Below are 23,559 nucleotides of genomic sequence, written 5' to 3' on the forward strand. Positions count from 1 at the left end.
TTATGACAAAGCTAACACGACGGGGCCTGATGGCGATGGGGGCCGCAGTCGCGCTGTTCCCGATGGCGGCTTTTGCAGCATCTGTGCCGGCTCCTGAGCCAGGCAAGGGGCTCATTGTTTTCTATCGCGGCGGTTCTACAGCAGGAAATGCTGTGCGTTTTGATATTGCGGATCAGAACGGCAATATCGTCGCTCATATGCAACGCGGCGCTGTACAACCGGTTTCGGTGTCCCCCGGCGCGCACGAGTTCTCGGTGCCTGATGCGAACAACACGTCCGGCGTCATTGACATCAAGGCAGGCGAAACCATCTTTATCGAAAGCTATATCGATGCGGCCACATTTGCCGGTAAGCTTCAGTTCCGGGTTGTCCCTGAGAAGCGCGCGTTGAAGACCATCGGCAAGATGTAAACGCTGTATACAGCGTTCAGCGAACACGCAAAAAAGGCCGGTCTCTTTGAGGGACCGGCCTTTTATTTATGGATATCTTAGCGAATGATGTTTGGCCGAAACCGCAACTTCACACGGCGCTCTTGTGGGAGATGTCGGTTCAATCGGGCGTTCACGAGGCCGAATACCCCAACTACACACAGTGTCAGAAGGATGAAATACCCCGCCAAGATCGGGTAGGGGATAAACGGGTTAAATGTCTTATCCGCGAAATAGTTGGCATAATACAGCGCATCGCCTTTCTGTCGCCACGCGGGAAAGCCACTAAAGTACACAAGTGTGGTGGCGTGGAACAAAAAGATGGCTTCGTTTGTATACGCAGGCCATGCCAACCGAAGCATTGTCGGCCAAATCACCCGCCGAAACCTGTGCCAACCTGACAACCCATAAGCATCTGCGGCTTCAATGTCGCCTTTGGGGATCGACAGCAGCGCCCCATAGAATATCTCGCCAGAGTATGCGGCTGTATTGCAAAACAGAACAACCAAGGCGCCCAGCCATGCGGCGGTAAACGGGGAAAACATCGGTGCGACCTGCTTGAGCGACAGAAACAGGAAGTATGCAAAGAAAAACTGGATAAACAGCGGTGAGCCGCGGAACAAAAAGATAAACCACTCCGAGGGTTTGCGCAGCCACGCAGAGCGTGCGTGTTTACCCATGGCAAGAGCGGTGGCAAAGAAGAACCCGGCCGCAAGCGCCAAGACGCCAAAATAGATGTTCCACAGCATTCCCGAGCCAATCAGGGTGAATTGCTGGCACAGGGTGAAATCTTGTTTCGGCAACAGCCGTTCGCCAATTCCGATCGAGCGAAGGGCATAGTCCTGAATTGTAATCCAACAGCTCATGCGGCGGCCTTTCTTTGGGCTTCGCCACCTGTCGTGGCCTGACCACGGGTGAGCCGTTTCATCAGCTTGTCCAAGAACACTTCAGAGACCTTGGTGAACATCAGGTAAAAGACCAGCAGAGCAAAGAAATACCACATCCGCCAATCTTGATGGGGGTATTCGGTGAATTTGGATGTTTTCGATCCGCCCAGTTCTCTTGCCCAATACACAATGTCTTCGACACCCAGCAGGAACAGCAAAGGGGTGGCCTTGATCAACACCATCCACAGGTTCGACAATCCGGGCAGGGCATAGACCCACATCTGCGGGACCAGAATACGCCAGAACGCTTGCCGGTGCGTCAGACCATAGGCTTCGGCAGTTTCAATCTGGGCCCGTGGCACAGCGCGCATTGCACCAAACATCACGTTTGCTGCAAATGCACCAAACACAATTGCAAATGTGAGAATCGCAAGGCTGAACCCATAGGTTTCATGCATCCATTGCGGTGAAGACGATAAGGGCATCTTGGCCGCGTCACATACGACAAAATCGTTGCCTTGGCGAACGGGCCCTGTCCAGTCAGGACAGAGAATTTTGTGGCGCGACCATTCGATGATCTGGTCCAGCGCAATCACAAAGAAAAGGAAAAACGCAATGTCGGGCACACCCCGAACAATAGCGATATAGGCTTTGCCGATCCAGCGCAGCGGTGCAATGCGTCCACGTGCGGCCATCGCGCCAGCAAATCCAAACATCAGGGCCACGGGGGCAGTGATTGCCAACAACAAGAGCACGGTGCCAAACGACGTATAGAACGCCATATGCTTACCGGTGGTCAAATAGCACGACAACCAAGCAATGCCATCGAGGGCAGAAGGATCAGAGCAGTATGAAAACATGATATAAAAAGGCGAGACCAAAATAAATTTTGGCCCCGCCTATGTCCTTGGCGCGCGCTTAGAAGCCCGGGCCGATTTCCCATTTGGTGATCAGTTTGTTCAGCGATCCGTCTGCCTTCATTGAGGTCAGAACCGCATCAAACTTCATCTTTAGATCTTGGTCGCTTTCGCGAAGACCCATACCAACGCCGCCACCGATCAGCTCTTCTTGCTTGAGCAGCATCAGGTCAGCATTTTCGTCTGCGATTGGCGACAAATAAGCTTTGTCGGCCAGAACAGCGTCTGCTTCACCATTGCGCACGGCAGCAACGGTTTCATCAGGTGTCGCGAATTCAACCAGTGTGGCGCCAGACGCGGCAACAAACGAGGCTTGGATTGTGCCGGTTTGTGCGGCCACGATGCCACCTTTGATGTCTGCATCGTCTGACATGGCCAGATATGCCGACGGATCAGGCTGGGTATAGTTTTGGGTAAAGTCGATGACTTCGTCGCGCTCGTCGGTGATCGACATGCCTGCGATGATGGTGTCATAGTTGCCGGATACGAGGTTCGGAATGATGGAATCCCACTCGTTTGTGACCCATTCACAGGTCAGTTCGGCGCGGCGGCACATTTCGTCGCCCAATTCACGCTCAAAGCCGTCGACTTCACCTTGGTCGTTCAAAAAGTTGTACGGAGGATAGGCACCTTCGGTACCCATGCGCACAACATCGCCATGGCTTTCGGCCATTGCAAAGCTTGCGGTCAGCGCCAGAGCAGCAGTGCTGAGGATTAGAGACTTCATACTATTTTCTCCCAGTTGGTATGAATTTATTATTGCGCAGAGGTTGCCGATAGGAACCCTTGCAAACGCTCGGTTTTGGGTGCGCCAAACAATGTGTCCGGATCACCTTGTTCTTCGATTTTGCCTTGGTGCAGGAACACAACATGGTTGGACACATCCGCGGCCATTTTCATGTCGTGGGTCACAATCAGCATGGTCCGGCCTTCGTCGGCCAAGGCTTTGATAACCCGCACAACTTCTTGTTCAAGCTCAGGATCAAGCGCCGACGTAGGTTCATCAAATAGCAGAGCTTCTGGTTCCATGCACAGCGCACGCGCAATGGCAGCACGTTGTTGTTGTCCACCGGACAACTGAGCGGGATAGACATCACATTTGTCACCGATACCCACCTTGTCCAGATATTTGCGGGCCGCATGTTCGACTTCGGCTTTGTCCCGGCCCAGAACCGTGACCGGTGCCTCCATGACATTTTGCAAAATGGTCATATGCGCCCACAGATTGAACTGTTGAAAGACCATCGACAGATTGGTGCGAATGCGCAGAACCTGTTTCCAGTCGTCGGGGTGGCGGTGATGGCCTTTGCCTTTCCAATGCACGGGCTCGCCCTTGAAAAGGATCTCGCCTTGCTGGCTGTCTTCCAAAAGGTTGGCACAGCGTAAAATGGTGGATTTTCCTGATCCAGAGGACCCGATCAAAGACACAACGTCGCCACGGTGGGCGGAAATATCCACGCCTTTGATGACTTCTAATTCGCCATACGCCTTATGCAGATCGCGAATTTCTATTACTGGAGTAGTTTCGGACAAAGATCGCCGCCACGTTTTTGTTACATTGTTAGACGCTAACTAGGACTTAAAAAACGGGTAAATGCAACTTCCAAAACGGGTGACTTTGCGAGAGTCTTCACAAAACGGATGGCAATATCGCCTGAACGGCGCGCGCGAGCATGAAATAATTGCCCCACCAGCGCCTAGAGCTGTGTCGGAACCGGTGGGATCGGGAGCTGAAGATACGCCGAAACCGGAAGCCGGGCGATTCCCTTGAGCCCTAAAATGGCTTGGTCCTCGCTGGACATGTCACGCACGGCCGCATCCAATGCGGTTTGCAGCGCTGGAACCGCGCTCGGGTCGGCGGTGATAAACGGGCCGCTTGGCACTGCTGGCATGCGGCCAATGACCTGCAGATCTTGCGCGAAGTCATCATAGCGGCGAATGAGTTCCCACGTCATAAAATCCACGGCGGTGAAGTCGGCTTGTTGTTCAGCCACAGCGCGTGCGGAAAGATAATGGCCGCCGGTTTGTAGCCGTGTGGTCGGGGCGAGGCCCAATTCGGCGAAATGCAGGGCGGGGGATGCCCAACCTGTTTGAGACCAAGGCGCGCTATAGGCAAATGTTCCGGTCGACAGATCGGACAGCGATGTCGACACCGCGTCGCGCCTTGCCAGATACACGCCAAACACGTGGCCAGCAGGACAATCGGTTAGACCGTAATCAGGGGTGCCAACCAAATGGACTTGGCCATGGAGATGGGTTTTGTACACCAGCCCGCAGGTTTGCCCCAAGATCAAATCTGGCGAGGTCCATAATGTCCAAAAATCAACATCACGCGTGAGCTGTGGTGGGCCATACCCCAATGCGTCGTGGATACGCGTCCAAAACCGGTCATGTGCAGGCGCCGTTTCAGGGCGATCATACATGCCGAGCATGGCCTTCATAGGCGCGCGTGAACCCTTTGGCGTGCCAAGGCACTGTCCCGATCGTTTATGCCAAGCAAGTTCGCGGCGAGACGCACAATCGAATCTTCTTGGGCATCGCGCACCCCATCTGCCAGAACCACCTGCCAGAGGGCTTCGACCACGCTGAGACGGTCATCATGAGGAACGGCGTCTTTGATCGCGCGGGTAAACCGGACGGTGTCTGGGGCCTCGGCCTCGACACCTTGGGCTTGCGTGCGCAACGCGGTCGCCTCAAAAGGTGACAGTGCATACCGCTGTGCAAGGACGCGATCAATTTGTGTGGCTTCGTCTTGGGAAAAATCGCCGTCCGCCCGTGCAATACGAACCAACAGTGCCGATAACGCCAGTCGTGCGTCATCATCTCCAAGGGTGTCTGGGCCTGAAGATGTCAGGCGTTTAAAAAAATCTCCGAACATACCACAAGATGTATGACGCCGATGCCGTCGCGACAAGCCTTGTTCTGTCATTGGGGCGCTGACGTCATAATGCAGCCCAAGAAACTTTTTCGCGATGCGGCGCCTAACGGATGGGGCAATCGTTGTCTTCGATCCCCAGAATTTTTTGGATTTCTAACAACGTCGCTTCTTCTTCTTGGGCATGGGTGCCGTCGACCTCCATGACCTGACAAAGCGTATGCAGCATTTCCAGACGATGCGGATAATCCACATTCTGTCGAATCAAGAGCGCAAAATCGGGCGTCCCCGGAGCTTGGGCCTCGAGTTTTTCGCAGGTGGCACGCATTTTTGCTGCATCAATGGGGCCAAGTGAGAAGGTTTTGGCCAATATGCGGTCAATTTCACCAATTTCGACGGCGTCATAGTGGTTGTCAGATTTGGCAACCCGCACCAAAAGCGCCCCAAGCGCCAAGTGTTCATCAGGTTCGGGCAGGGGCGCAGGGGCCTGTGGTACACCCTTGAGCCGGCGAATCAATCCATCCCACATCATCCGTCATACCCTTCGATGATGACCATGTTGTTCACGCTCACAGGCACACGAAGCGCCTTTGCCTTTTGATAAGCGTCGCTTTCATAGCATGCGACGGCCGCGTCATAGCTTGGAAATTCGATCACGACATTGCGTGTGCGTGCGGATCCTTCGGGGTTTATGTACTGGCCGCCTCGTATCAAAAATTTGGCCCCGTATTCTGCCAATGGTGCGGCATTCGCGGCAATATATTTTTGGTAGGCTTCCAAGTCATCGACTTCGACACTCCCAATCCAGTACCCTTTTGCCATCTGCATCCCCCAATTTTCAAAATAGCATGTGTTCAATTTGAAAGACGATGTCATCAATAGCAATCCCTCCGGGATCGGAATTGGAAATCAATATGCCCGCAAAGGGGCGCGATCCCGGTAATATGCGAAAACCAAAGTCTGAAATACCCTGATCGGGCGTCAGGGTCATACTGGCCAATGGCACACCTTGGCGCGAGAAAAACGTGGCCGTGATCGTCCCGCGCTTTTGTGCGGTGCCCAACGGGGTTTCATAACTGGTGTGCACCCGAAATCCGGCGGCAAACTGGTTCGTATCAAACAAGATGGCCAATGCCCCTTCGCCGCGCCCGGAAATGTTTTCAAACCCCAAAGGGCCAAGCGGCAGCACGGCATTTGACCGAAAACCGCGATGAAAGGCCACCGACAGGTTTTCCCCGTTTTCGTCAGCCTTGATTGACAGGGGGCGATGGGCAAACGGGTGCCCCAAGGTGTCATGCGGGGTGCCGTTTCCCGCAAGCGACTGCACAAGTGTTTGCCCTGCAAAATATGCACCCAGCCACGCGCCGTCACTACGGATCGGGGCATTCAGGTTAAAACCGGGTTCTGGTTTCTGAGGCAGGGTTTCAAAGGTGATCTTACCGGACAATATCTGGTTTAGATCATCATACGCCACTTGGGTGATTTGGGCGTGTGCAGTGCACGCCAGCAAAGCGAAAATAAGACAGAGAACACGCATATCTCAGGCTACTCTGCAATGCCGTGCGATGCCAAGAAAATTGCAGGGGAGCAAATGCAAACAGCACCCGCCGTCGGGGCGAGTGCTGTGAAGGTGCGATGCGCGGGTGGCGACGATATGTGCCTTAGACCAAGCGCGAATTTTCTTTGGCGGCGCGTACGAACTCTTTGAACAATGGATGTGGATCAAAGGGTTTTGATTTGAGTTCCGGGTGGAACTGTACACCAATAAACCAAGGATGATCCTGCCATTCAACGATTTCAGGAAGACGCCCATCTGGGGACATGCCTGAAAACTTCAGGCCACATTCTTCAAGCTTGTCGCGATAGGTTGTGTCGACTTCATAGCGATGGCGGTGACGTTCTTCGATCGCTGTTGTGCCATACACGTCTGCAACTTTGCTGCCTTCACCAAGAACGGCGTCATAGGCCCCGAGGCGCATCGTGCCGCCTTTGTCATCATCGTGCTTGCGCGTGACCTTGGCGTTGCCCTGAACCCATTCCTTGAGGTGATAGACCACTGGCTCAAAGCGCTTGCCGCCGGCTTCGTGATCGAATTCTTCTGATCCTGCGGTGCTGATACCGGCCACGTTACGCGCGGCTTCGATGACGGCCATCTGCATGCCAAGGCAAATGCCCAAATACGGGATCTTCTTTTCGCGCGCAAACTGTGCGGCTTTGATTTTTCCCTCGGTGCCACGTTCACCAAATCCGCCAGGCACCAGAATGGCATGGAACCCTTCCAGATGGGGCGCTGCATCCGATGTGTCGAACACTTCGGCATCGACCCATTTCACGTTCACTTTGACACGATTGTGCATGCCGCCATGTGTCAGCGCCTCTTTGATCGACTTATAGGCGTCTTCGAGCTGAATATATTTGCCGACAATTGCCACGTTCACTTCGCCATCGGTGTTGTGAATACGATCTGCGACATCTTCCCAAACACGCAGGTCGGGTTTTGGGGCAGGGGCAATGCCAAACGCATCTAGCACAGCTTGGTCTAGACCTTCGTGATGATAGGCAAGCGGCGCCTCGTAGATCGATTTCAGGTCATAGGCGGCCACAACGGCTTCTTTGCGGACATTACAGAACAGCGCGATCTTGCTGCGCTCTTTTTCTGGAATGGGCTGTTCGGAGCGACAGACAAGAATATCCGGCGCAATCCCGATGGACTGAAGTTCTTTGACCGAGTGTTGTGTTGGTTTTGTTTTGAGCTCGCCCGAGGCCGCCAGATATGGGAGCAGCGTCAGGTGCATAAAGATACACTCGCCACGCGGTTTGTCATGGCTGAACTGGCGGATGGCTTCGAAAAAGGGCAGACCTTCGATGTCGCCGACCGTGCCGCCAATTTCGCACAGCATAAAATCAACTTCATCATCGCCAACGTGCAAGAAATCTTTGATTTCATTGGTGACGTGGGGCACCACCTGAATGGTTTTACCCAAATAATCGCCACGCCGCTCTTTTTCGAGAACGTTCGAGTAAATCCGGCCTGAACTGACCGAGTCGGTGTTGCGCGCCGGTACACCCGTAAAGCGTTCATAGTGCCCAAGATCGAGATCGGTTTCTGCGCCGTCATCGGTCACAAACACTTCGCCATGCTCAAATGGCGACATCGTGCCCGGATCCACATTCAGATAGGGGTCAAGCTTGCGAAGGCGCACCGTGTATCCGCGTGCCTGAAGCAAAGCGCCCAAGGCCGCAGATGCAAGGCCTTTGCCCAGCGAAGACACAACACCACCTGTGATGAAAATATAACGTGCCATAAGTTGGCGACCCCCGTGAATTCAGTAGTTTTGCAAGCGCCCACAAGCAGAGAATCTGCCGTAGCATCACGGGACTTAAGTCTTATAGGATTCGCATAAGATTGGCAACAGAACCGCAAGATGCTGTTGCGGTTCCGAGTAAGTTGTCAATCTGTAGTGTTATTAAAGCGTTAGCCTGAAATCAGTCTGCGCGTGGAACCAACGGTACATTTTCACCTTCTGCCGGTGGCAGAAGATCAGAGACCGGAGCTTCGGGAGCTTCCTGAGTGGCCGCGGGTTGATCGCTGATGCGATCCATCACCGAACCACCGGCAGAGTTGCGCGCAGAAATGATCGTAAGTGCGATGGACGTACAGATAAATCCGATCGCCAAAATCCATGTCAGCTTGCCCATGGCAGTGGCTGCAGCACGTCCGGACATGGCACCGCCACCTCCGCCGCCGCCCATGCCAAGTCCGCCCCCTTCCGAGCGTTGCATCAGCACAACCCCAATCAGGGATAGCGCAAGTAGAAGGTGGATAATTAGGACAACGTTTTCCATGGGGACCTGTGCCAGCATTCGATATGTTCAGCGCGCTATGTAGGCAAGTTTCGAGCGCGGGGCAAGGAGGTTTCCGCACTAGACACCAATGGGGACGTTCTGGCAGGGTTCATCCTATGCCTCATGATCATGATCCAGACCATTATCACGCCGTTTTGCCCTCTGATCCAGCCTTGCGGGTCAAGGCTCTCGAAACAATTTTGACTGACAAAGGGTTGGTCGAAACCGCCGCGCTGGACGAAATTATTGATACTTATCAAAATCGTATTGGTCCGCAGAATGGTGCCAAGGTGGTTGCCAAGTTCTGGGACGATGCAGAATTTCGCGCCGCCATGCGGACCGATCCAATGCCCGCGCTCTCTGACTTGGGGTTTTATGGCCGCCAGGGCGAGCACATGGTGATGGTGGAAAACACACCAGAGGTGCACAATGTTGTCGTGTGTACTTTGTGCAGTTGTTATCCATGGCCTTTGCTTGGCATTCCGCCGGGCTGGTATAAATCTGATGCCTATCGTGCGCGCGTCGTGCGCGAACCCCGCAAGGTTTTGGCCGAATTTGGATTGGACATACCTGCGTCGCAAAAAATCCGGGTTTGGGATTCTACCGCGGAAATCCGTTATTTGGTGATTCCACAGCGCCCCAAAGATACTCAAGGCCTGAGCGAACAGGCGTTAGCGCGGTGGGTGACACGCAATTCCATGATTGGCACAGGCCTCGCGCGGGATCCTGACCAATGACGCGTGTGCATGACATGGGCGGGCGCTTTGGAGACGGTCCTGTTGAGGCTGATGATTCTGTCACATTCGAGAAGGAGTGGCACAAAAGGGCGCTGGCCCTGACGTTGGCCGCAGGGGCCTTGGGACGCTGGAATATCGACTCGTCGCGCCATGCCAGAGAATGCCTTAGCCCGAAAGATTACAGTCGATTTTCATATTACGAGAAATGGATGGCGGCTCTGGCGGATTTGCTGGTGGACCGAGATTTGGTCACGCTGGATGAGCTCAAGAGCGGGCACGGGCACGGGGTTTCCGATGTGGCGAACAAGGCGTTACGCGCCCAAGACGTTGCCAAGGTGTTGGCCTCGGGCAGCCCATATACGCGGGCATGTGATGTGGCACAGCAGTTTTCAGCAGGCGCACGTGTGACAACACGTCGTCCGGCGGGCAACGTGCTGGTTGACGGGGGGCATAGCCGCTTGCCAGCCTATGCCGCTGGTGCGACAGGCACGGTTGTGATCTGTCACGGGGGGTATGTCTTGCCCGATTCCAATGGGCATTACTTGGGCGATCAACCCGAACCCCTGTATGCGGTGGCGTTTGAGGCTCAAGACCTGTGGGGCGCACAAGCCAATGCCCAAGATGAAGTGATCTTGGATATTTGGCAAAGCTATTTGGGGCCCGCAGAATGACCCATGACGTTGAAAAACCCGCCCCCGTGTTCGAGGCGCCGTGGCATGCGCAGGTGTTCGCGCTGACCGTGCATCTGAATGAAACCGGCGTTTTCGCATGGTCAGATTGGGCCGCGGCATTTGGCGACACACTGCGCCAGCACGGAACCTCCAAAAGCCTGAACGGTGGCGAAGACTACTTTGTCGCATGGCTGGAAACGCTTGAACGCGTTCTGCAGGACCGCGCGCTTGTCGATGCAGCGGCGCTTGCGCGGATGCGCGGTGCGTGGGAGCAGGCGTATCTGGCGACTCCGCACGGAGCACCGGTCAAACTTTAGTCTTCGACGTCATCCATGTCGTATTGGCCCGACAGCATCCGGCGCACAATTGACCATCCAAGCCCGATCCCCAAAACCGCAGACAGCGCGAAAATCCCGATCCATGTGTTCAGGTTGTTATTGTCCAGCGTCAACAGGTGCCAATCATACAAAACCCAAATCAAGGCACAGACGACCGACAGCACCAAAAACATGCCAAACCCGCCGATAGAGCGCAAAGTCGCCCGCAAATAAATTATATATCCAATCAGCAGCAACAAACCGAGCAAAACCGTTAACGGGGTTTCGTCCATATAGTTTGCCGCACTCCAGCGGACGTAATTCCACTGTGTTGGGTTAAATGTAAGGGCCAATAATAGAAAGGCAAAGACCCAACGCAGGAACAAGCCCATCGGTACTCCAATCGATTTTTGTCCATTGGTTTGCGAAAATTTCGCGCCTCTGTCCAGTGCTGCGGCACATTTGCGGTTTCACGTCGCGGGTAACATGGCTAAAAGGGCGCGGGTTTGACCTTTGAAAGGACCGGATAATGGCCAATGTAGTCGTCGTGGGCGCCCAGTGGGGCGACGAGGGTAAAGGCAAGATCGTTGACTGGCTCAGCGAACGCGCAGATGTGATCGCGCGTTTTCAAGGGGGCCATAACGCAGGCCATACTCTGGTTGTGGACGGTAAGGTCTATAAATTGCATGCGCTGCCTTCGGGTGTTGTGCGCGGCGGCAAGCTGTCGGTGATCGGCAACGGCGTTGTTTTGGATCCGTGGCATTTGGTCAAAGAGATCGAAACAATCCGTGCACAAGGGGTTACGATTTCTCCTGAGACGCTGATGATCGCGGAAAACACACCGCTGATTCTGCCGTTTCACGGCGAATTGGATCGTGCGCGCGAAGATGCCATCGGTGTCGCCAAGATTGGCACAACCGGTCGTGGTATTGGTCCGGCTTATGAAGACAAAGTGGGCCGGCGTTCTATTCGCGTGGCTGATTTGGCGGATGAGAAAACGCTTGAGTTGCGTGTGGATCGGGCTTTGGCACATCATGATGCGCTGCGTCGTGGGTTGGGCCTCGAGCCTGTGGATCGGGTTGGCCTGATCAAACAGCTTAAAGAAATTGCGCCGGTCATTCTGGAATATGCCGCCCCCGTGTGGAAGGTTCTGAATGAAAAGCGCAAAGCGGGCAAACGCATCTTGTTTGAAGGCGCGCAGGGCGCACTTTTGGACATCGATTTTGGGACATATCCGTTTGTCACCTCGTCGAATGTGATCGCAGGCCAAGCCGCAACAGGCGTTGGTGTGGGGCCCGGGGCGATTGATTTTGTGCTGGGGATTGTCAAAGCATATACCACGCGCGTTGGCGAAGGTCCGTTCCCAACCGAACTTGACGATGACGATGGTCAGCGTTTGGGCGAACGGGGACATGAATTTGGCACAACCACGGGCCGCAAGCGTCGGTGTGGTTGGTTTGATGCCTGTCTGGTGCGCCAAACGTGTGCCACCAGTGGCGTGAACGGGATTTCGTTGACCAAGCTGGACGTTTTGGACGGCTTTGAGACATTGAAAATCTGCACGGGTTACGAATTGGACGGCAAAATGCTGGATTATCTGCCGACTGCGGCGGATCAACAGGCGCGTTGCACACCCGTTTACGAGGAAATGCCGGGTTGGTCAGATTCAACCGAAGGCGCCAGAAGCTGGAATGATCTTCCTGCCAATGCCGTGAAATATGTGCGTCGGGTTGAAGAGCTGATTGGATGTCCGGTGGCCATGTTGTCGACATCGCCCGAGCGCGAAGACACGATTCTTGTCACTGACCCGTTTGCTGACTGATGGCGTTGTCCTACAAAGCGCGTCGACGGTGGGCGTTGGTGGTCCTTTTGGTTGGATTGCCGGTGTATATCGTTGTCGCCCTCAATTTGGTGGCATTAATTGAGCGACCGTCGATACTGGTCGAGTTCGCGATCTATGTCGGGCTAGGGATTGTCTGGATATTGCCATTCAAGAAGCTCTTTAAGGGCATTGGCCAGGCTGATCCGGATGCTCCACCAGATGATGGCCCCGGTTATTAAGCATAAGAAAAGGCGCGCAGGATATTCTCCTGCGCGCCTTTTCTCTATTCACCAGCCTTGCGGCGCGCGGCTTAACCGGCTGCGCGATCCTCTGGCTTGAAGCTGATCCGCTCTGACGCTGTAAAACGACCATCAGGCAGTTTCTCAATTTTGTTCTGACGCAGCAACTGGCCAAAGCCACGCAAACCGTCTTCGCGGGTAAAGTTGTCTTCGTCCATATCGCGTGCCATCCGCATCAGCATCGGGCGTGAAAACCGGTCGTGGCCTTCGACAAATGTCAAATACGACGCCGCAGCTTCGAGCATGTCGGGCAGGTTGTTGGCGCCCATGTTCTCTGCATATTCTGCGAAGTTGCTTACTTTTTCCTCGGGCGCGCTAACCGGGGCAGCCGGAGCCACTGGGGCCTCCGTCCGGTCAGCGGCCGAGACACGGCGCGGGCGAACAGGATCGCGCTGTGTGGTATCGGTTTCTTGGGTCGGAGCATCGACACGCTGCTCTGCCACTAGTTTAAGAGGTGCAGGGCCATCCTCGCGTGAAGGCCGTGGCGCAGAGCCTTGTTCTGCTTCGGAATTTGGAACTTGCGGCCGCTTGGGGCGTGCGCCTTGCAAGGGTTGAACCACGCTGGCCAAATCGTCCCGATACGCTTCGGATCCGTCAGTTGTATCGCGCAGTTCTTGCCCAGCAGCCTTCTCGGCTTTGGTCGCGGCAACAGCGGCACGCAGATGGGCAATGGCGCTGCGTCGGCGGCTGCCTTCGGGTTCGTCCATCTGGTTGTCGGTCTCTGCCATCAGTCGGGACACATCCACATCTGCGGCGGCCACATCCTCGACCATCACCGCGTCCTGTGATGGCTCAATTTCTGGGGCCACATCTTGCGCAGCGTCTTCCTCGATTTCGGCGTCTTCGCCCAACGCATCGGCACGATTAAGTTCCGCTTCAATTTGCGCCAGTTCCGCGACCAGATCGGCCTCGTCTTCTGGGGTCAGAGTGCTTTCGGATGCGCGGGCTGCGTCACCGGACACAGGTGCGACCTCGGCTTCAATCACGTCCTGAGCAGCGTCTGCGCTGTCAGTGGGGTCTTCCTCGGCTTCCAAAACGCCGCTTGTGACGGCATCTTCAAAATCTTCACGCTTCATGCGAACGACACGGGCGCGCACCGGACGTACGGGGGTTACGGTTTTTGGCGTATCGTCATTGTCTTGCGCTTCAGAAACCTCGGTTTGGGCCTCGGCATCTTGCACACGCACATCGCTTTCAACGGCAGCCGTCGCCATTGCGTCATCGAGTTGTAGTACCGACTCGCTGTCGTCGACATCAGGGGTCATCAGGTTTTCGGCATGCTCGTCTTCAGAAAAATCATCTTCTTCCGGCTGAGCGTCTGCTTTGGATACGACGGCGCGAATCCGGCGCAACTTGGCGGCGATGCTGTCGTCATCATGATCAATTGCAGGCGCAAGGTCTGAAACGGTTTCCGCCTCTGGCGCTTCCATAATTTCGGCCTCAATGATCTCCTCAGCGGCATCATCTACAGAGTCGTCCAGAGCAACCTGATCGTCATTGTCGTCTGTATCCGAGAGGGACGCAAGAATATTGCTGATCTCCGGTGTGTCCGAAACATCAACAATTTCAATCTCTTGTGTGTCCTGAATCTCTTGTTCTTCAAGGACCTCTTCGTCGGACACGTCTTCTGACACAGCGTCTTGGGGAACAACAGAGTCGCCAGCGTCGGTCACAGTATCATGTGTGTCGTCATCAGCAGAGGTTGCGCTTTCGACATCCGGTACGATCTCTTCTGAGACTGCGGTTGGCTCACTTGCCACATCTGGGGCGGCCTGCGGGGCCTCGGGTTCTGGTGCGATCTCGGCGTCGGCCTGTGCCGCAGGGGCGGTCAGGACAATTGCACCATGTTCCGTGCGCGCCTGTACACGTCTTTCGATTTCTCGCTCGGCGATACGCGCCAACATTTCAGCGTCTGGCGTTGGCGGTTCTGCGCCAAAATACCTGTCGTCACCTGCGAGGTCTCGAAAATACTCGGCGATGGCCTTCATCGTATCAAACGAGTCATCGAATCCTTCAAGGGTGCAGGAAAAAGTCCCGTATGAGACTGTTAAAACTTTGCTATTCGTAACCATAATATGCGGGTCCTTTGCACTACTCGATGTTGTGTTTACCACGACAGACAAGACGAAAGCTGACCGATTCTGTGGAATACAGGGTATCATTTCAGGGCCAGAATGTGGCGCGTTTCCTTTTTAGGGGTATTTTGAGCGAAAATGACGGACATTGTTCACAGTTTGGAACCAATCACATTGGTTGGTGCCGGAATCTCTACAATCCAAGACCTAGAGCGTTGCCGCGTGCTGGCGCCGCGGGTGATTGCTGCCGACGGAGGCGCGCTGGCCTGTCTGAAATATGGGGTCACACCCGAGGTGGTGCTTGGCGATATGGATTCGGTTCAGGGCGCATTGGATTTGGGATTGCCAACCGATCGCCTTCATCATGTTGCCGAGCAGGAGAATACAGATTTTGACAAAGCCCTGAGCCACATTCGCGCGCCTGTCGTGCTGGGGGTGGGGTTTAGTGGAGCCAGACTGGACCATCAACTGGCGTGCTATAATACGCTTGTCCGCCATCCAGATCGCCGTTGTGTGATCTTGGGTGACACTGACATCGCCTTTTTGGCGCCCCCGTCGCTGGACTTGCCGCTCGAGGCAGGCACACGTGTGTCGCTGTTTCCGATGGCTTTGGTCGAAGGCGTGTCTGATGGTTTGGAATGGCCGATCAAAGGACTGGTCTTTACACCCGACGGGCGGGTTGGGACCTCGAATGCCGCTCAGGGTCCGGTATCGTTGGTGTTTACGGCACCAAAGATGTTAATCATTCTGCCGCGTGCATGTCTTGAGCTTGCGGTGGCTGCACTGGCGCGCCAGCCCGGCTCATGGACCGCTCTCTGAAGACGATATAGAGCCCTGCACCAAGTGTGATGGATATTCCAAGCGACGCCAGACCGTTGGGCAAATCACCGAACACAGCCCAGCCCATAAGCGTTGCAAAAGGGATTTCCAGATATTGCATCGGCGCAAGCGTGGCCGAAGGCGCATATCGGAGTGACCATGTCATGAGAAGATGTGCGAGCGTACCAAGACTGCCAATCACCAAAAGCAGGATTTGAGTTTGCACATCGGGCAGGGCAGGCACCAGATCAGTTTGGGTTGCGAGAGGCACAAGGAGCAATATCGGCAAAATGAGAACCGTGGCCATGGCTCCGCTGACGGCCTGAAGGGCAATCGGATCGGTGTCTTTGGCGATTTTGCGCGTCAGCAGCATAAACAATGAAAAGACGACAGCCACCACAAGCGGCAGCAATGCTGGCCAGCCCACCGTGGCAAAGCTTGGTTGTATGACAAGTAACGTGCCAATGAAGCCGACGCTGCACGCGATCAGACGCCTTGCCCCGACATCTTCGTGCAGCACGTATTTTCCCAAAATCAACATGAAGAACGGCATGACAAAGGCGATCGCTACAGCGTCTGCCAGAGGTAAATATCGAAGTGCGGTGAACATGGCACCAATTCCGACGATATGCAGGCCCGTACGATAGAATGCCAGCCGTAGGAGATTAAAGGACATGCGCCAATGCCGGCCTGTGATCCAGACGATTGGGATAAGAAGCGCCGTCTGAACTGCAAACCGCACGAACAAGAGATGTCCTAAAGGTACGGATTGACCCAAAATCTTTGCAATCGCATCCCCAAGGGGCGCGATGATGCAAAATCCCAGCATCAAAGATATGCCAAGCAAAGGACGATCGTGAGTCATGGAGAAAGGCTAGGGCGAATTCACCAAAGAGGCAATCAACTTTAGATTGATTTTGGGGATTCGGAGAAAAGCGTTGATGCGATAGCCGCTCGAAACGGCGAATGTCCGGCACTCTTCGTAGTCACGAGGCCAACACGTCATCATTTTTGGGGGAGGGGGCCGACTTGCGGAGAGGCAAGACGTGTCCTGCCCGCATCAGATGGTGCGGACAGGACTTTATGCTGTGGCTTAGATCGCCAGATATTCCGCGCGCAACTCTTCGTTTGCGAGCACTTCTTCGGCGGCGCCGTCAAAGACAATTCCGCCCGTATCCAGAATGACCGCACGGTCTGCCAGTTCCAGAGCACGCACCGCGTTTTGCTCAACGATAATCGTCGTCATGCCTTGTTCTTTGATCAAGCGCAGAGTCTTTTCGATTTCGTCAACGATCACGGGGGCAAGCCCTTCGTAAGGCTCGTCCAGCAACAACACCTTGATGTCGCGCGACAAGGCGCGGGCAATTGCCAACATCTGCTGTTCACCGCCAGAAAGCGTGACACCTTCTTGCTTGCGGCGTTCGCCCAGACGCGGGAACAATTCATACAGGCGTTCGATTGACCAGCCGATAGGCGGGGCGATTTGTGCCAGCTGAATGTTTTCCTCGACCGTGAGGCCAGGAATGATGCAGCGATCTTCTGGCACAAGACCAATGCCGACCGCAGCCGCTTCATAGCTTTTCATCAAGTGGAGCGGTTTGTGATCCAGCCAGATTTCACCATGAGTCACCTGAGGGCTGTCCATGCGTGCAATCGAACGCAGCGTCGAGGTTTTGCCAGCACCGTTCCGGCCCAGAAGGGCCAGAATTTCGCCCTCGTGCACGTTGAACGAAATGTTCTGCACGATATAGCTTTCGCCATAATAGCTTTCCATGTTCCAGATCGACAGGAACGCGGGGGCTGTTTCCGCGTGGCTGTGGCCTTTGGAGAAGTCGGGTTTCACGTTCATCTGATTTCTCCTTACGCTGACTCACCCAGATACGCTTCACGTACCTTGGGGTGGCCTTTGATGTTTTCCGGCGTGTCCTCGACCAGCGGTGTGCCCTGAGCCAGAACGGTGATGCGTTCTGACAGCGAGAAGACCACATGCATGTCGTGTTCGATGATGGCGATTGTGATGTCGCGCTCTTCTTTGATCTGCTTGAGCAGGTCGATGGTGTTATTGGTATCCGCACGCGCCATACCGGCAGTAGGTTCATCCAATAGCAACAGCCGAGGTTCCTGCGCCAAGCACATGCCGATCTCGAGGCGACGTTTATCGCCCCGTGACATGGACGAAGAATGCATATGGCGCTTGTCTGCCATATTCATGTCTTCAAGCATGGCTTCGGCTTTTTCCACGATGTCTTTTTCGTTGTGCATGTTTTCAATTGCATGCATGCGGAACGACCCGTCGCGTTTGGCGAAACAGGGGATCATCATGTTTTCCATCACGCTCAGTTCACCAAAGATTTCCGGTGTCTGAAAGACGCGGGAAATGCCCATCTGGTTGATCTCGAACGGTGTGCGCCCCAGAACCGACTGTCCGTCAAACATGACAGAACCGGTGTCGGGGATCAATTTGCCCACCAGACAGTTGAGCAGGGTAGATTTACCAGCCCCATTGGGGCCGATGATCGCGTGGACAGTGTTCTCTGCCACGCTCAGGTTGACATCGCCCAGAGCCTGCAGGCCGCCGAAACGTTTGCCAACGTCTTTGACTTCAAGAATTCCCATCAATCCGTCTCCTTATTCTGCAGGTGTGGTTTTGGCGTTGGTGTCATCATCGGATTTCTTCTTGACCATGCGAGAAATACGTTGACCACCTTCGACAAGGCCACCAGGCAAGAAGGTCACAACCAGCATGAACAGAATACCCAAAGTCAGATGCCAGCCTTTGCCGATGAACGGGTGGATCAAGAAGACCACAAAGTCCTCGAGGCCGTCGGGCATAAAGCTAAACCAGTTGTGCAGCACGGTATCGTTGATCTTCGAGAAGATGTTCTCGAAGTACTTGATAAATCCCGCGCCCAATACTGGACCGATCAAGGTGCCTGTCCCGCCAAGAATGGTCATCAGAACAACTTCGCCTGATGCGGTCCATTGCATACGCTCAGCACCAGCAAGAGGATCCATCGACGCCATCAGACCGCCTGCCAAACCAGCATACATGCCAGAGATCACAAAGGCTGCCAGCGCATAGGGACGCGGGTTCAGGCCCGTATAGTTCAGACGTGTCTGGTTCGATTTGATCGCCCGCAACATCATGCCAAAAGGTGAGCGGAAAATGCGGATCGACAGATAGAAGGCCAGCAGCATAATGATGCCACACAGATAGTACCCAGCGTTGAACTGGAAGGCCCATGGGCCCACAACCATCTCGTAGGTCGAACGCATTTCAAGCCCAAACAGTGATGTGACCGGAATGGATCCGTCAGCCGTGGCCGATTCACCAAGAATACGTGGGTCATTCAGGGTCAGTTGCAGACCTGTTTCACCGTTGGTGATTGGGGTCAGAACCGAATAGGCAAGGTTGAACGACATTTGGGCGAACGCCAGTGTCAGGATCGAAAAGTAAATCCCCGAGCGACGCAGGCTGACAAAGCCGATCAATACTGCAAACAGGCCCGAGACCACGATTGCCAGCGCAATGGCGGGAATAACGTTCATGCTCAGAAGCTTGAACATCCACACAGCAGAGTAAGAACCGACACCCAGAAATGCTGCGTGACCAAAGGAGAGATACCCAGTCAAGCCAAACAGAATGTTGAAACCAATGGCAAAGATACCAAAGATCACAAAGCGTTGCATCAGATCCGGATAGCCAGCGTTGAACTGTGCCAAGCCGCTATCGGACGGGAAGGGGTTCAGGATGAAAGGCGCAAACATGACCAGAGCAGCCACGATGACCAGAAGAGAAGTGTCTTTTTTGTTGAGTCCGAGCATAGCTTATTCCTCCATCACGCCTTTGCGGCCCATCAAACCACGAGGGCGGGTGAGCAGGATGATAATTGCGACGACGTAGATGATGATTTGGTCAATCCCTGGGATCAGCGACTTGATTTCGTTCATCGAGGCAAAGCTTTCGAGAACACCAAGCAGGAACCCGGCCAGAACGGCGCCTGGAAGGCTGCCCATGCCGCCGACAACCACAACCACAAAGGACAGCACAAGAAAGTCCATACCCATGTGATAGTTCGGAGAGTTGATCGGTGCATACATGACACCTGCCAAACCTGCGACCGCGGCCGCAATGCCGAACATGATGGTAAAGCGCTTGTCGATGTTGATGCCCAGCAAACCCACGGTTTCACGATCGGCCATACCTGCGCGGACAACCATCCCAAAGGTGGTGAACTGGAGGAAGGCAAAAACGCCACCAATAATAATCGCAGAGAAGGCAAAATATACCAAACGCCAGTAGGGGTAGATGATCGCGTTCGGGTCGAACCCAAGCATGACGCCAAAATCAAACGACCCCTTGAACACATCTGGTGCGCCGGTGGGGATCGGGTTGGCACCAAAGAAGTATTTCACCACTTCTTGCAGAACGATCGCCAAACCAAAGGTCACAAGAATTTGGTCTGCGTGCTCACGCTTGTAAAAGTGCTTGATCAGGCCGCGTTCCATGATGAAGCCAATACCGATCATAATCGGGATCGAGAACAAGATGGCCAGCGGCACAGCCCAGTCGATAATGGCCGCGCCCGTCTCGGCACCGAACCACTCCATGACATAAGGCGTTTTTACTTTGAGTGGATTTCCCAAAAAGTCCGTTTGTGTTGGATCAACGGTCTCAAAGCTCAGGTTTAGAATTTTGCTGAGTGTGACGGCGCAGAATGCCCCGATCATAAATAGTGCGCCGTGGGCAAAGTTTACCACGCCCAGCGTACCAAAAATAAGTGTTAGCCCCAGCGCGATCAGCGCATAGGCCGAGCCCTTATCAAGCCCGTTCAGGATCTGCAGGATAATTGCGTCCATGGTCCCCACCTGTGTGTTTCTTTGAAAGCTTTCCGTGCTCGGGTCCTGTGCATTGACAGCCGCAAGCCGGGAAAGAGAAAACCGGTCGCGCAAAGGCGCGACCGATCAATTGCATCAGGATTAACCTGCGTTACACGTACCCAGTGCACCACCAGCGAACATGGGGTGATCTGGCGCATACGTAACCTGCGACGCCGGAGTAACTTCGACAACTTCAAGAAGGTCGAACTCGGATGTCGGGTTCTCTTTACCGCGCACAACCAGAACGTCTTTGAAGCACTGGTGATCTTCGGCGCGATACAGCGTTTTGCCGTTGCCCAGACCATCAAATTCAAAGCCTTCCAGAGCTTCAGCCACACCACATGGGTTATGTGTGCCAGCACGCTCACATGCATCTGCATACAACAGTGTCTGACAATATACGGTGTGTGCCGCCTGTGAGGGGGGGAAGCCGTATTTGGTGCCGAACGATTTGACGAATGCTTTGGATGCATCGTCTTGCAGCGACCAGTGCCAGTTTGTGGAGCCGTGGATGCCCTTAACGTTTTCACCAGCACCCTTCGCCATCAGGCGTGAGTAAAGTGGAACAACGATTTCGAACTGTTTGCCGTTCACGATTTTCTCGCGCAGGCCAAACTGAACCGCGTTGGTCAGCGAGTTCACCATGTTACCGCCGTAGTGGTTCAGAACCAGAACGTCAGCACCCGAGTTCAGAACTGGTGCGATGTAAGACGAGAAGTCAGTCGCAGCAAGAGGTGTGCGAACCTTGTTCACAGTGTTCCAGCCCAGAGCTTCGGTCGCGGCTGCGATCGACTCTTCTTGGGTCCAGCCCCATGTATAGTCAGCTGTCAGGTGATAGGCATTACGATCGGTGCCGTAGAGGTTCTTAAGAACCGGTGCCAAAGCTGCGCCCGACATGTACCCGTTAAAGAAGTGACGGAAGCCGTTGGCCTTCTTGTCTTTACCAGTTGTGTCGTTCGAGTGGGTCAGACCCGCCATAAAGATAACGCCAGCTTCTTGGCAGAGACCTTGAACAGCAATCGCAACACCCGAAGAAGAGCCGCCAGTGATCATCACTGCGCCATCTTTTTCGATCATCGACTTAGCGGATGCACGTGCAGCGTCAGATTTGGTCTGTGTGTCGCCTGTGACGAAGTCGACTTTTTTGCCCATGATGCCGTTGCCTTGCAGGGCTTTGGACGAGAAGGTGTTCATCATGCCGCCGTCGCCGCCACCATTCAGGTGCTCAACAGCAAGTTCATAGGCGCGCAGTTCGTCAGCACCTTCGTCAGCATATGGGCCGGTTTGCGGTACGTTAAAGCCCAGCGTTACATTCGGGCCAGTTGGCTCGTTTGTGTAAGCAGCAGCAGAAGACGCAGTAAAGATGGTCGGCAGTGCAACGCCAGCGCTTGCAACTGCGCCAGTCTTAAGAACACCACGACGTGTCATATTCGTTTTGGACATGTAATCCTCCCGTTTCGTGAAACATGACGCAGGGCTCCTCTTCCCACGCGCCAAACGCACTATTGTGCAAATCTATTATCGTGGGCAGATAGAAAATTTCGCAACAACTGCTTTGTGAGTAACAATTTTTTTGTAAATTAATCGACAGCGTTGTACTAATTGTTGTAAAGAAATTATTCTGCATCGCAGAAGGTGCTTGAAAAGACCAAGGAAAATCATATGGCCCGCGACACAGTGACCGGAAGCCGAATTCGCGAAAGACGCATCGTTGCCGGCATGCGGCAGGCAGAGCTTGCGCGCGAGGTTGGCATTTCGGCATCTTACCTGAATTTGATCGAACATAACCGTCGAAGAATCGGCGGGAAGCTGCTTGTTGATATCGCGCAAATATTGGGTGTCGAGCCGTCTTTGCTGAGCGAAGGCGCCGAAGCCGCATTGATATCTACGCTGCGTGAAGCAGCGGCAGATGCGACCGCAGTTTCGCCGGAATTGGATCTGATTGATGAATTTGCAGGGCGTTTTCCGGGATGGGCCGCATTGATCGCAGAGGGTCATAGCCGCCTTGGAATGTTGGAACGCACAGCAGCGACCTTGACGGACAGATTAACGCACGACCCACATCTGGCAACATCCATGCATGAAGTGTTGACCATGGTGACCGCAATTCGATCAACCGCTGGTATTCTGGTCGACACAAAAGAGATCGAGCCGGAGTGGCGCAACCGGTTTCATCGCAACCTGAATGAAGACAGCCAGCGTTTGGCCGAAAGCTCTCAGGCGCTTGTCGAATATCTGGACGGGGCAGGGGATGCAGGTGCGAGCTTGTCGTCTCCCATGGAAGAAGTCGAGACAATGCTGATGGAGCACAAGTATCGGTTTCCTGATCTGGAAAACGCTGACGGGGATGTTGCGGCCTTTGTCGCAGCGCAGCCAATGCTGCAATCTTCTGCGGCGCGGACCATGGCGGAAACTTCACTTCGGCGGTTGCGCACAGATGCGCAACAGATGCCGCGGGATGCCTTTGCCAAAGTCTTGGACAAGGTTGGTCTTGACCCCTCGGCGATCGCGCACGCGTTTCGCGTTTCTCTCCCTGCCGTGTTCCGACGCATCGCGATCCTGTCGGATGATTTGCTTGAGACGCCTGCGGGCTTGGTGATGTGTGATGGGGCGGGGACTCTTATGTTGCGTAAGCCGATCGAAGGGTTTTCGGTACCGCGTTTCAGTTCCGCCTGCCCCAAATGGCCGCTTTTTCAGGCGCTCGGCCGTCCCCTGCATCCGATCAGCCAGCGTGTTTTGGTCACAGGGCGGGACGCACGGCAATTCGATTGTTATGCAATCGCGGAACCCATCGGAGCCATAGAGTTTAACGTAGACCCTTTGTATCATGCCTATATGCTGATTGTACCGGCCGATGCGCCGGCCCAGAACGCCAACGAAGTCGGCTCTACATGTCGCGTGTGTCCCGCTCAGGGCTGCGCAGGGCGTCGTGAGCCGTCGATACTTGTAGACGGGATTTGACTTGGCTTTTACAATTGCGCCGAT

At 54.5% G+C, this 23,559-nt stretch carries 27 protein-coding genes; 8 read left to right on the forward strand and 19 right to left on the reverse strand.

The genetic code is table 11. The features are described from left to right. Positions 1-2: 2 nt before the first annotated feature. Positions 3-410, forward strand: a complete 408-nt coding sequence (locus tag FAP39_RS06095; RefSeq protein WP_138015514.1) for a hypothetical protein — start codon at positions 3-5, stop codon at positions 408-410. 77 nt (positions 411-487) lie between these two features. On the opposite strand, the gene FAP39_RS06100 is transcribed toward FAP39_RS06095, so the two are convergent. From FAP39_RS06100 to secG, 11 genes are all read right to left on the reverse strand, one after another. After that, positions 488-1,294, reverse strand: coding sequence for an ABC transporter permease (locus tag FAP39_RS06100; protein ID WP_138015515.1), 807 nt, complete (start codon positions 1,292-1,294; stop codon positions 488-490). Next, the gene (locus tag FAP39_RS06105) at positions 1,291-2,175 is read right to left on the reverse strand and encodes an ABC transporter permease (RefSeq protein ID WP_138015516.1); all 885 of its coding nucleotides are present in this window, start codon (positions 2,173-2,175) and stop codon (positions 1,291-1,293) included. Before FAP39_RS06105 ends, FAP39_RS06100 begins: the two co-directional genes overlap by 4 nt. Before the next feature lie 58 nt (positions 2,176-2,233). Then, a complete protein-coding gene (locus tag FAP39_RS06110) occupies positions 2,234-2,959 on the reverse strand; it encodes a transporter substrate-binding domain-containing protein (RefSeq protein WP_138015517.1) in 726 nt (241 codons plus the stop codon). A gap of 29 nt (positions 2,960-2,988) precedes the next feature. Beyond that, positions 2,989-3,765, reverse strand: coding sequence for an ABC transporter ATP-binding protein (locus FAP39_RS06115; RefSeq protein WP_138015518.1), 777 nt, complete (start codon positions 3,763-3,765; stop codon positions 2,989-2,991). A 164-nt stretch (positions 3,766-3,929) separates the two neighbouring features. After that, positions 3,930-4,673 carry a phosphate/phosphite/phosphonate ABC transporter substrate-binding protein gene (locus tag FAP39_RS06120; RefSeq protein WP_138015519.1) on the reverse strand — a complete coding sequence of 248 codons (744 nt, stop codon included), beginning with the start codon at positions 4,671-4,673 and terminating at the stop codon, positions 3,930-3,932. Then, positions 4,670-5,110, reverse strand: a complete 441-nt coding sequence (locus FAP39_RS06125; RefSeq protein WP_138015652.1) for a tellurite resistance TerB family protein — start codon at positions 5,108-5,110, stop codon at positions 4,670-4,672. Before FAP39_RS06125 ends, FAP39_RS06120 begins: the two co-directional genes overlap by 4 nt. Before the next feature lie 103 nt (positions 5,111-5,213). Then, on the reverse strand, positions 5,214-5,639 hold the full coding sequence (locus tag FAP39_RS06130) for a tellurite resistance TerB family protein (protein ID WP_342777177.1): 426 nt from the start codon (positions 5,637-5,639) through the stop codon (positions 5,214-5,216). Then, positions 5,636-5,929 carry a DUF1330 domain-containing protein gene (locus tag FAP39_RS06135; protein ID WP_138015520.1) on the reverse strand — a complete coding sequence of 98 codons (294 nt, stop codon included), beginning with the start codon at positions 5,927-5,929 and terminating at the stop codon, positions 5,636-5,638. Before FAP39_RS06135 ends, FAP39_RS06130 begins: the two co-directional genes overlap by 4 nt. Before the next feature lie 16 nt (positions 5,930-5,945). Then, positions 5,946-6,644 (reverse strand): hypothetical protein, encoded by a 699-nt coding sequence (locus FAP39_RS06140; RefSeq protein WP_138015521.1) that lies wholly within the window; start codon positions 6,642-6,644, stop codon positions 5,946-5,948. A gap of 124 nt (positions 6,645-6,768) precedes the next feature. Then, positions 6,769-8,412 (reverse strand): CTP synthase, encoded by a 1,644-nt coding sequence (locus tag FAP39_RS06145; protein WP_138015522.1) that lies wholly within the window; start codon positions 8,410-8,412, stop codon positions 6,769-6,771. A 181-nt stretch (positions 8,413-8,593) separates the two neighbouring features. Beyond that, complete coding sequence (gene secG / locus FAP39_RS06150) at positions 8,594-8,953, reverse strand: preprotein translocase subunit SecG (protein ID WP_138015654.1); 360 nt, start codon at positions 8,951-8,953, stop codon at positions 8,594-8,596. Between the two features lie 116 nt (positions 8,954-9,069). Here secG and nthA point away from each other — a divergent pair, with 116 nt between their 5' ends. From nthA to FAP39_RS06165, 3 genes are read left to right on the forward strand one after another with little or no spacing between them, the layout of a single operon-like run. Beyond that, on the forward strand, positions 9,070-9,690 hold the full coding sequence (gene nthA, locus FAP39_RS06155; RefSeq protein ID WP_138015523.1) for a nitrile hydratase subunit alpha: 621 nt from the start codon (positions 9,070-9,072) through the stop codon (positions 9,688-9,690). Continuing rightward, positions 9,687-10,361 (forward strand): nitrile hydratase subunit beta, encoded by a 675-nt coding sequence (gene nthB, locus FAP39_RS06160; RefSeq protein WP_138015524.1) that lies wholly within the window; start codon positions 9,687-9,689, stop codon positions 10,359-10,361. The genes nthA and nthB overlap by 4 nt, the downstream gene beginning before the upstream one ends. Beyond that, positions 10,358-10,678: a nitrile hydratase accessory protein gene (locus FAP39_RS06165; RefSeq protein ID WP_138015525.1), complete on the forward strand. Its 321-nt coding sequence runs from the start codon at positions 10,358-10,360 to the stop codon at positions 10,676-10,678. Before nthB ends, FAP39_RS06165 begins: the two co-directional genes overlap by 4 nt. Here FAP39_RS06165 and FAP39_RS06170 read toward each other — a convergent pair. Further along, the gene (locus tag FAP39_RS06170) at positions 10,675-11,070 is read right to left on the reverse strand and encodes a DUF6524 family protein (RefSeq protein ID WP_138015526.1); all 396 of its coding nucleotides are present in this window, start codon (positions 11,068-11,070) and stop codon (positions 10,675-10,677) included. The genes FAP39_RS06165 and FAP39_RS06170 overlap by 4 nt on opposite strands. Positions 11,071-11,207: 137 nt before the next feature. Here FAP39_RS06170 and FAP39_RS06175 point away from each other — a divergent pair, with 137 nt between their 5' ends. Together FAP39_RS06175 and FAP39_RS06180 are read left to right on the forward strand one after the other, a co-directional pair. Further along, on the forward strand, positions 11,208-12,500 hold the full coding sequence (locus tag FAP39_RS06175; protein ID WP_138015527.1) for an adenylosuccinate synthase: 1,293 nt from the start codon (positions 11,208-11,210) through the stop codon (positions 12,498-12,500). Continuing rightward, positions 12,500-12,739, forward strand: coding sequence for a DUF2842 domain-containing protein (locus FAP39_RS06180; RefSeq protein WP_138015528.1), 240 nt, complete (start codon positions 12,500-12,502; stop codon positions 12,737-12,739). The genes FAP39_RS06175 and FAP39_RS06180 overlap by 1 nt, the downstream gene beginning before the upstream one ends. A 71-nt stretch (positions 12,740-12,810) precedes the next feature. Here the strand turns inward: FAP39_RS06180 and FAP39_RS06185 are convergent, their stop codons facing one another. Then, a complete protein-coding gene (locus FAP39_RS06185) occupies positions 12,811-14,871 on the reverse strand; it encodes a chemotaxis protein CheA (protein WP_425471402.1) in 2,061 nt (686 codons plus the stop codon). A 141-nt stretch (positions 14,872-15,012) separates the two neighbouring features. Here FAP39_RS06185 and FAP39_RS06190 point away from each other — a divergent pair, with 141 nt between their 5' ends. Beyond that, positions 15,013-15,693: a thiamine diphosphokinase gene (locus FAP39_RS06190; RefSeq protein WP_138015530.1), complete on the forward strand. Its 681-nt coding sequence runs from the start codon at positions 15,013-15,015 to the stop codon at positions 15,691-15,693. On the opposite strand, the gene FAP39_RS06195 is transcribed toward FAP39_RS06190, so the two are convergent. The 6 genes from FAP39_RS06195 to FAP39_RS06220 form a co-directional block, all read right to left on the reverse strand. Then, on the reverse strand, positions 15,617-16,558 hold the full coding sequence (locus FAP39_RS06195) for a DMT family transporter (RefSeq protein WP_138015531.1): 942 nt from the start codon (positions 16,556-16,558) through the stop codon (positions 15,617-15,619). The genes FAP39_RS06190 and FAP39_RS06195 overlap by 77 nt on opposite strands. Positions 16,559-16,786: 228 nt before the next feature. Next, the gene (locus tag FAP39_RS06200; RefSeq protein ID WP_138015532.1) at positions 16,787-17,542 is read right to left on the reverse strand and encodes an ABC transporter ATP-binding protein; all 756 of its coding nucleotides are present in this window, start codon (positions 17,540-17,542) and stop codon (positions 16,787-16,789) included. 11 nt (positions 17,543-17,553) lie between these two features. Next, positions 17,554-18,309 (reverse strand): ABC transporter ATP-binding protein, encoded by a 756-nt coding sequence (locus FAP39_RS06205; protein ID WP_138015533.1) that lies wholly within the window; start codon positions 18,307-18,309, stop codon positions 17,554-17,556. 12 nt (positions 18,310-18,321) lie between these two features. Continuing rightward, the gene (locus tag FAP39_RS06210) at positions 18,322-19,518 is read right to left on the reverse strand and encodes a branched-chain amino acid ABC transporter permease (protein WP_138015534.1); all 1,197 of its coding nucleotides are present in this window, start codon (positions 19,516-19,518) and stop codon (positions 18,322-18,324) included. Between the two features lie 3 nt (positions 19,519-19,521). Further along, entirely contained in the window at positions 19,522-20,553 is a 1,032-nt protein-coding gene (locus FAP39_RS06215; RefSeq protein ID WP_138015535.1) for a branched-chain amino acid ABC transporter permease, read from the reverse strand. Between the two features lie 120 nt (positions 20,554-20,673). Then, positions 20,674-22,017: a substrate-binding protein gene (locus tag FAP39_RS06220; RefSeq protein ID WP_138015536.1), complete on the reverse strand. Its 1,344-nt coding sequence runs from the start codon at positions 22,015-22,017 to the stop codon at positions 20,674-20,676. A gap of 219 nt (positions 22,018-22,236) precedes the next feature. Here FAP39_RS06220 and FAP39_RS06225 point away from each other — a divergent pair, with 219 nt between their 5' ends. Next, positions 22,237-23,535, forward strand: a complete 1,299-nt coding sequence (locus FAP39_RS06225; RefSeq protein ID WP_138015537.1) for a helix-turn-helix domain-containing protein — start codon at positions 22,237-22,239, stop codon at positions 23,533-23,535. Positions 23,536-23,559 lie beyond the last annotated feature (24 nt).

This window comes from Shimia litoralis, from assembly GCF_005518135.1.
GTDB lineage: Bacteria > Pseudomonadota > Alphaproteobacteria > Rhodobacterales > Rhodobacteraceae > Shimia_E > Shimia_E litoralis.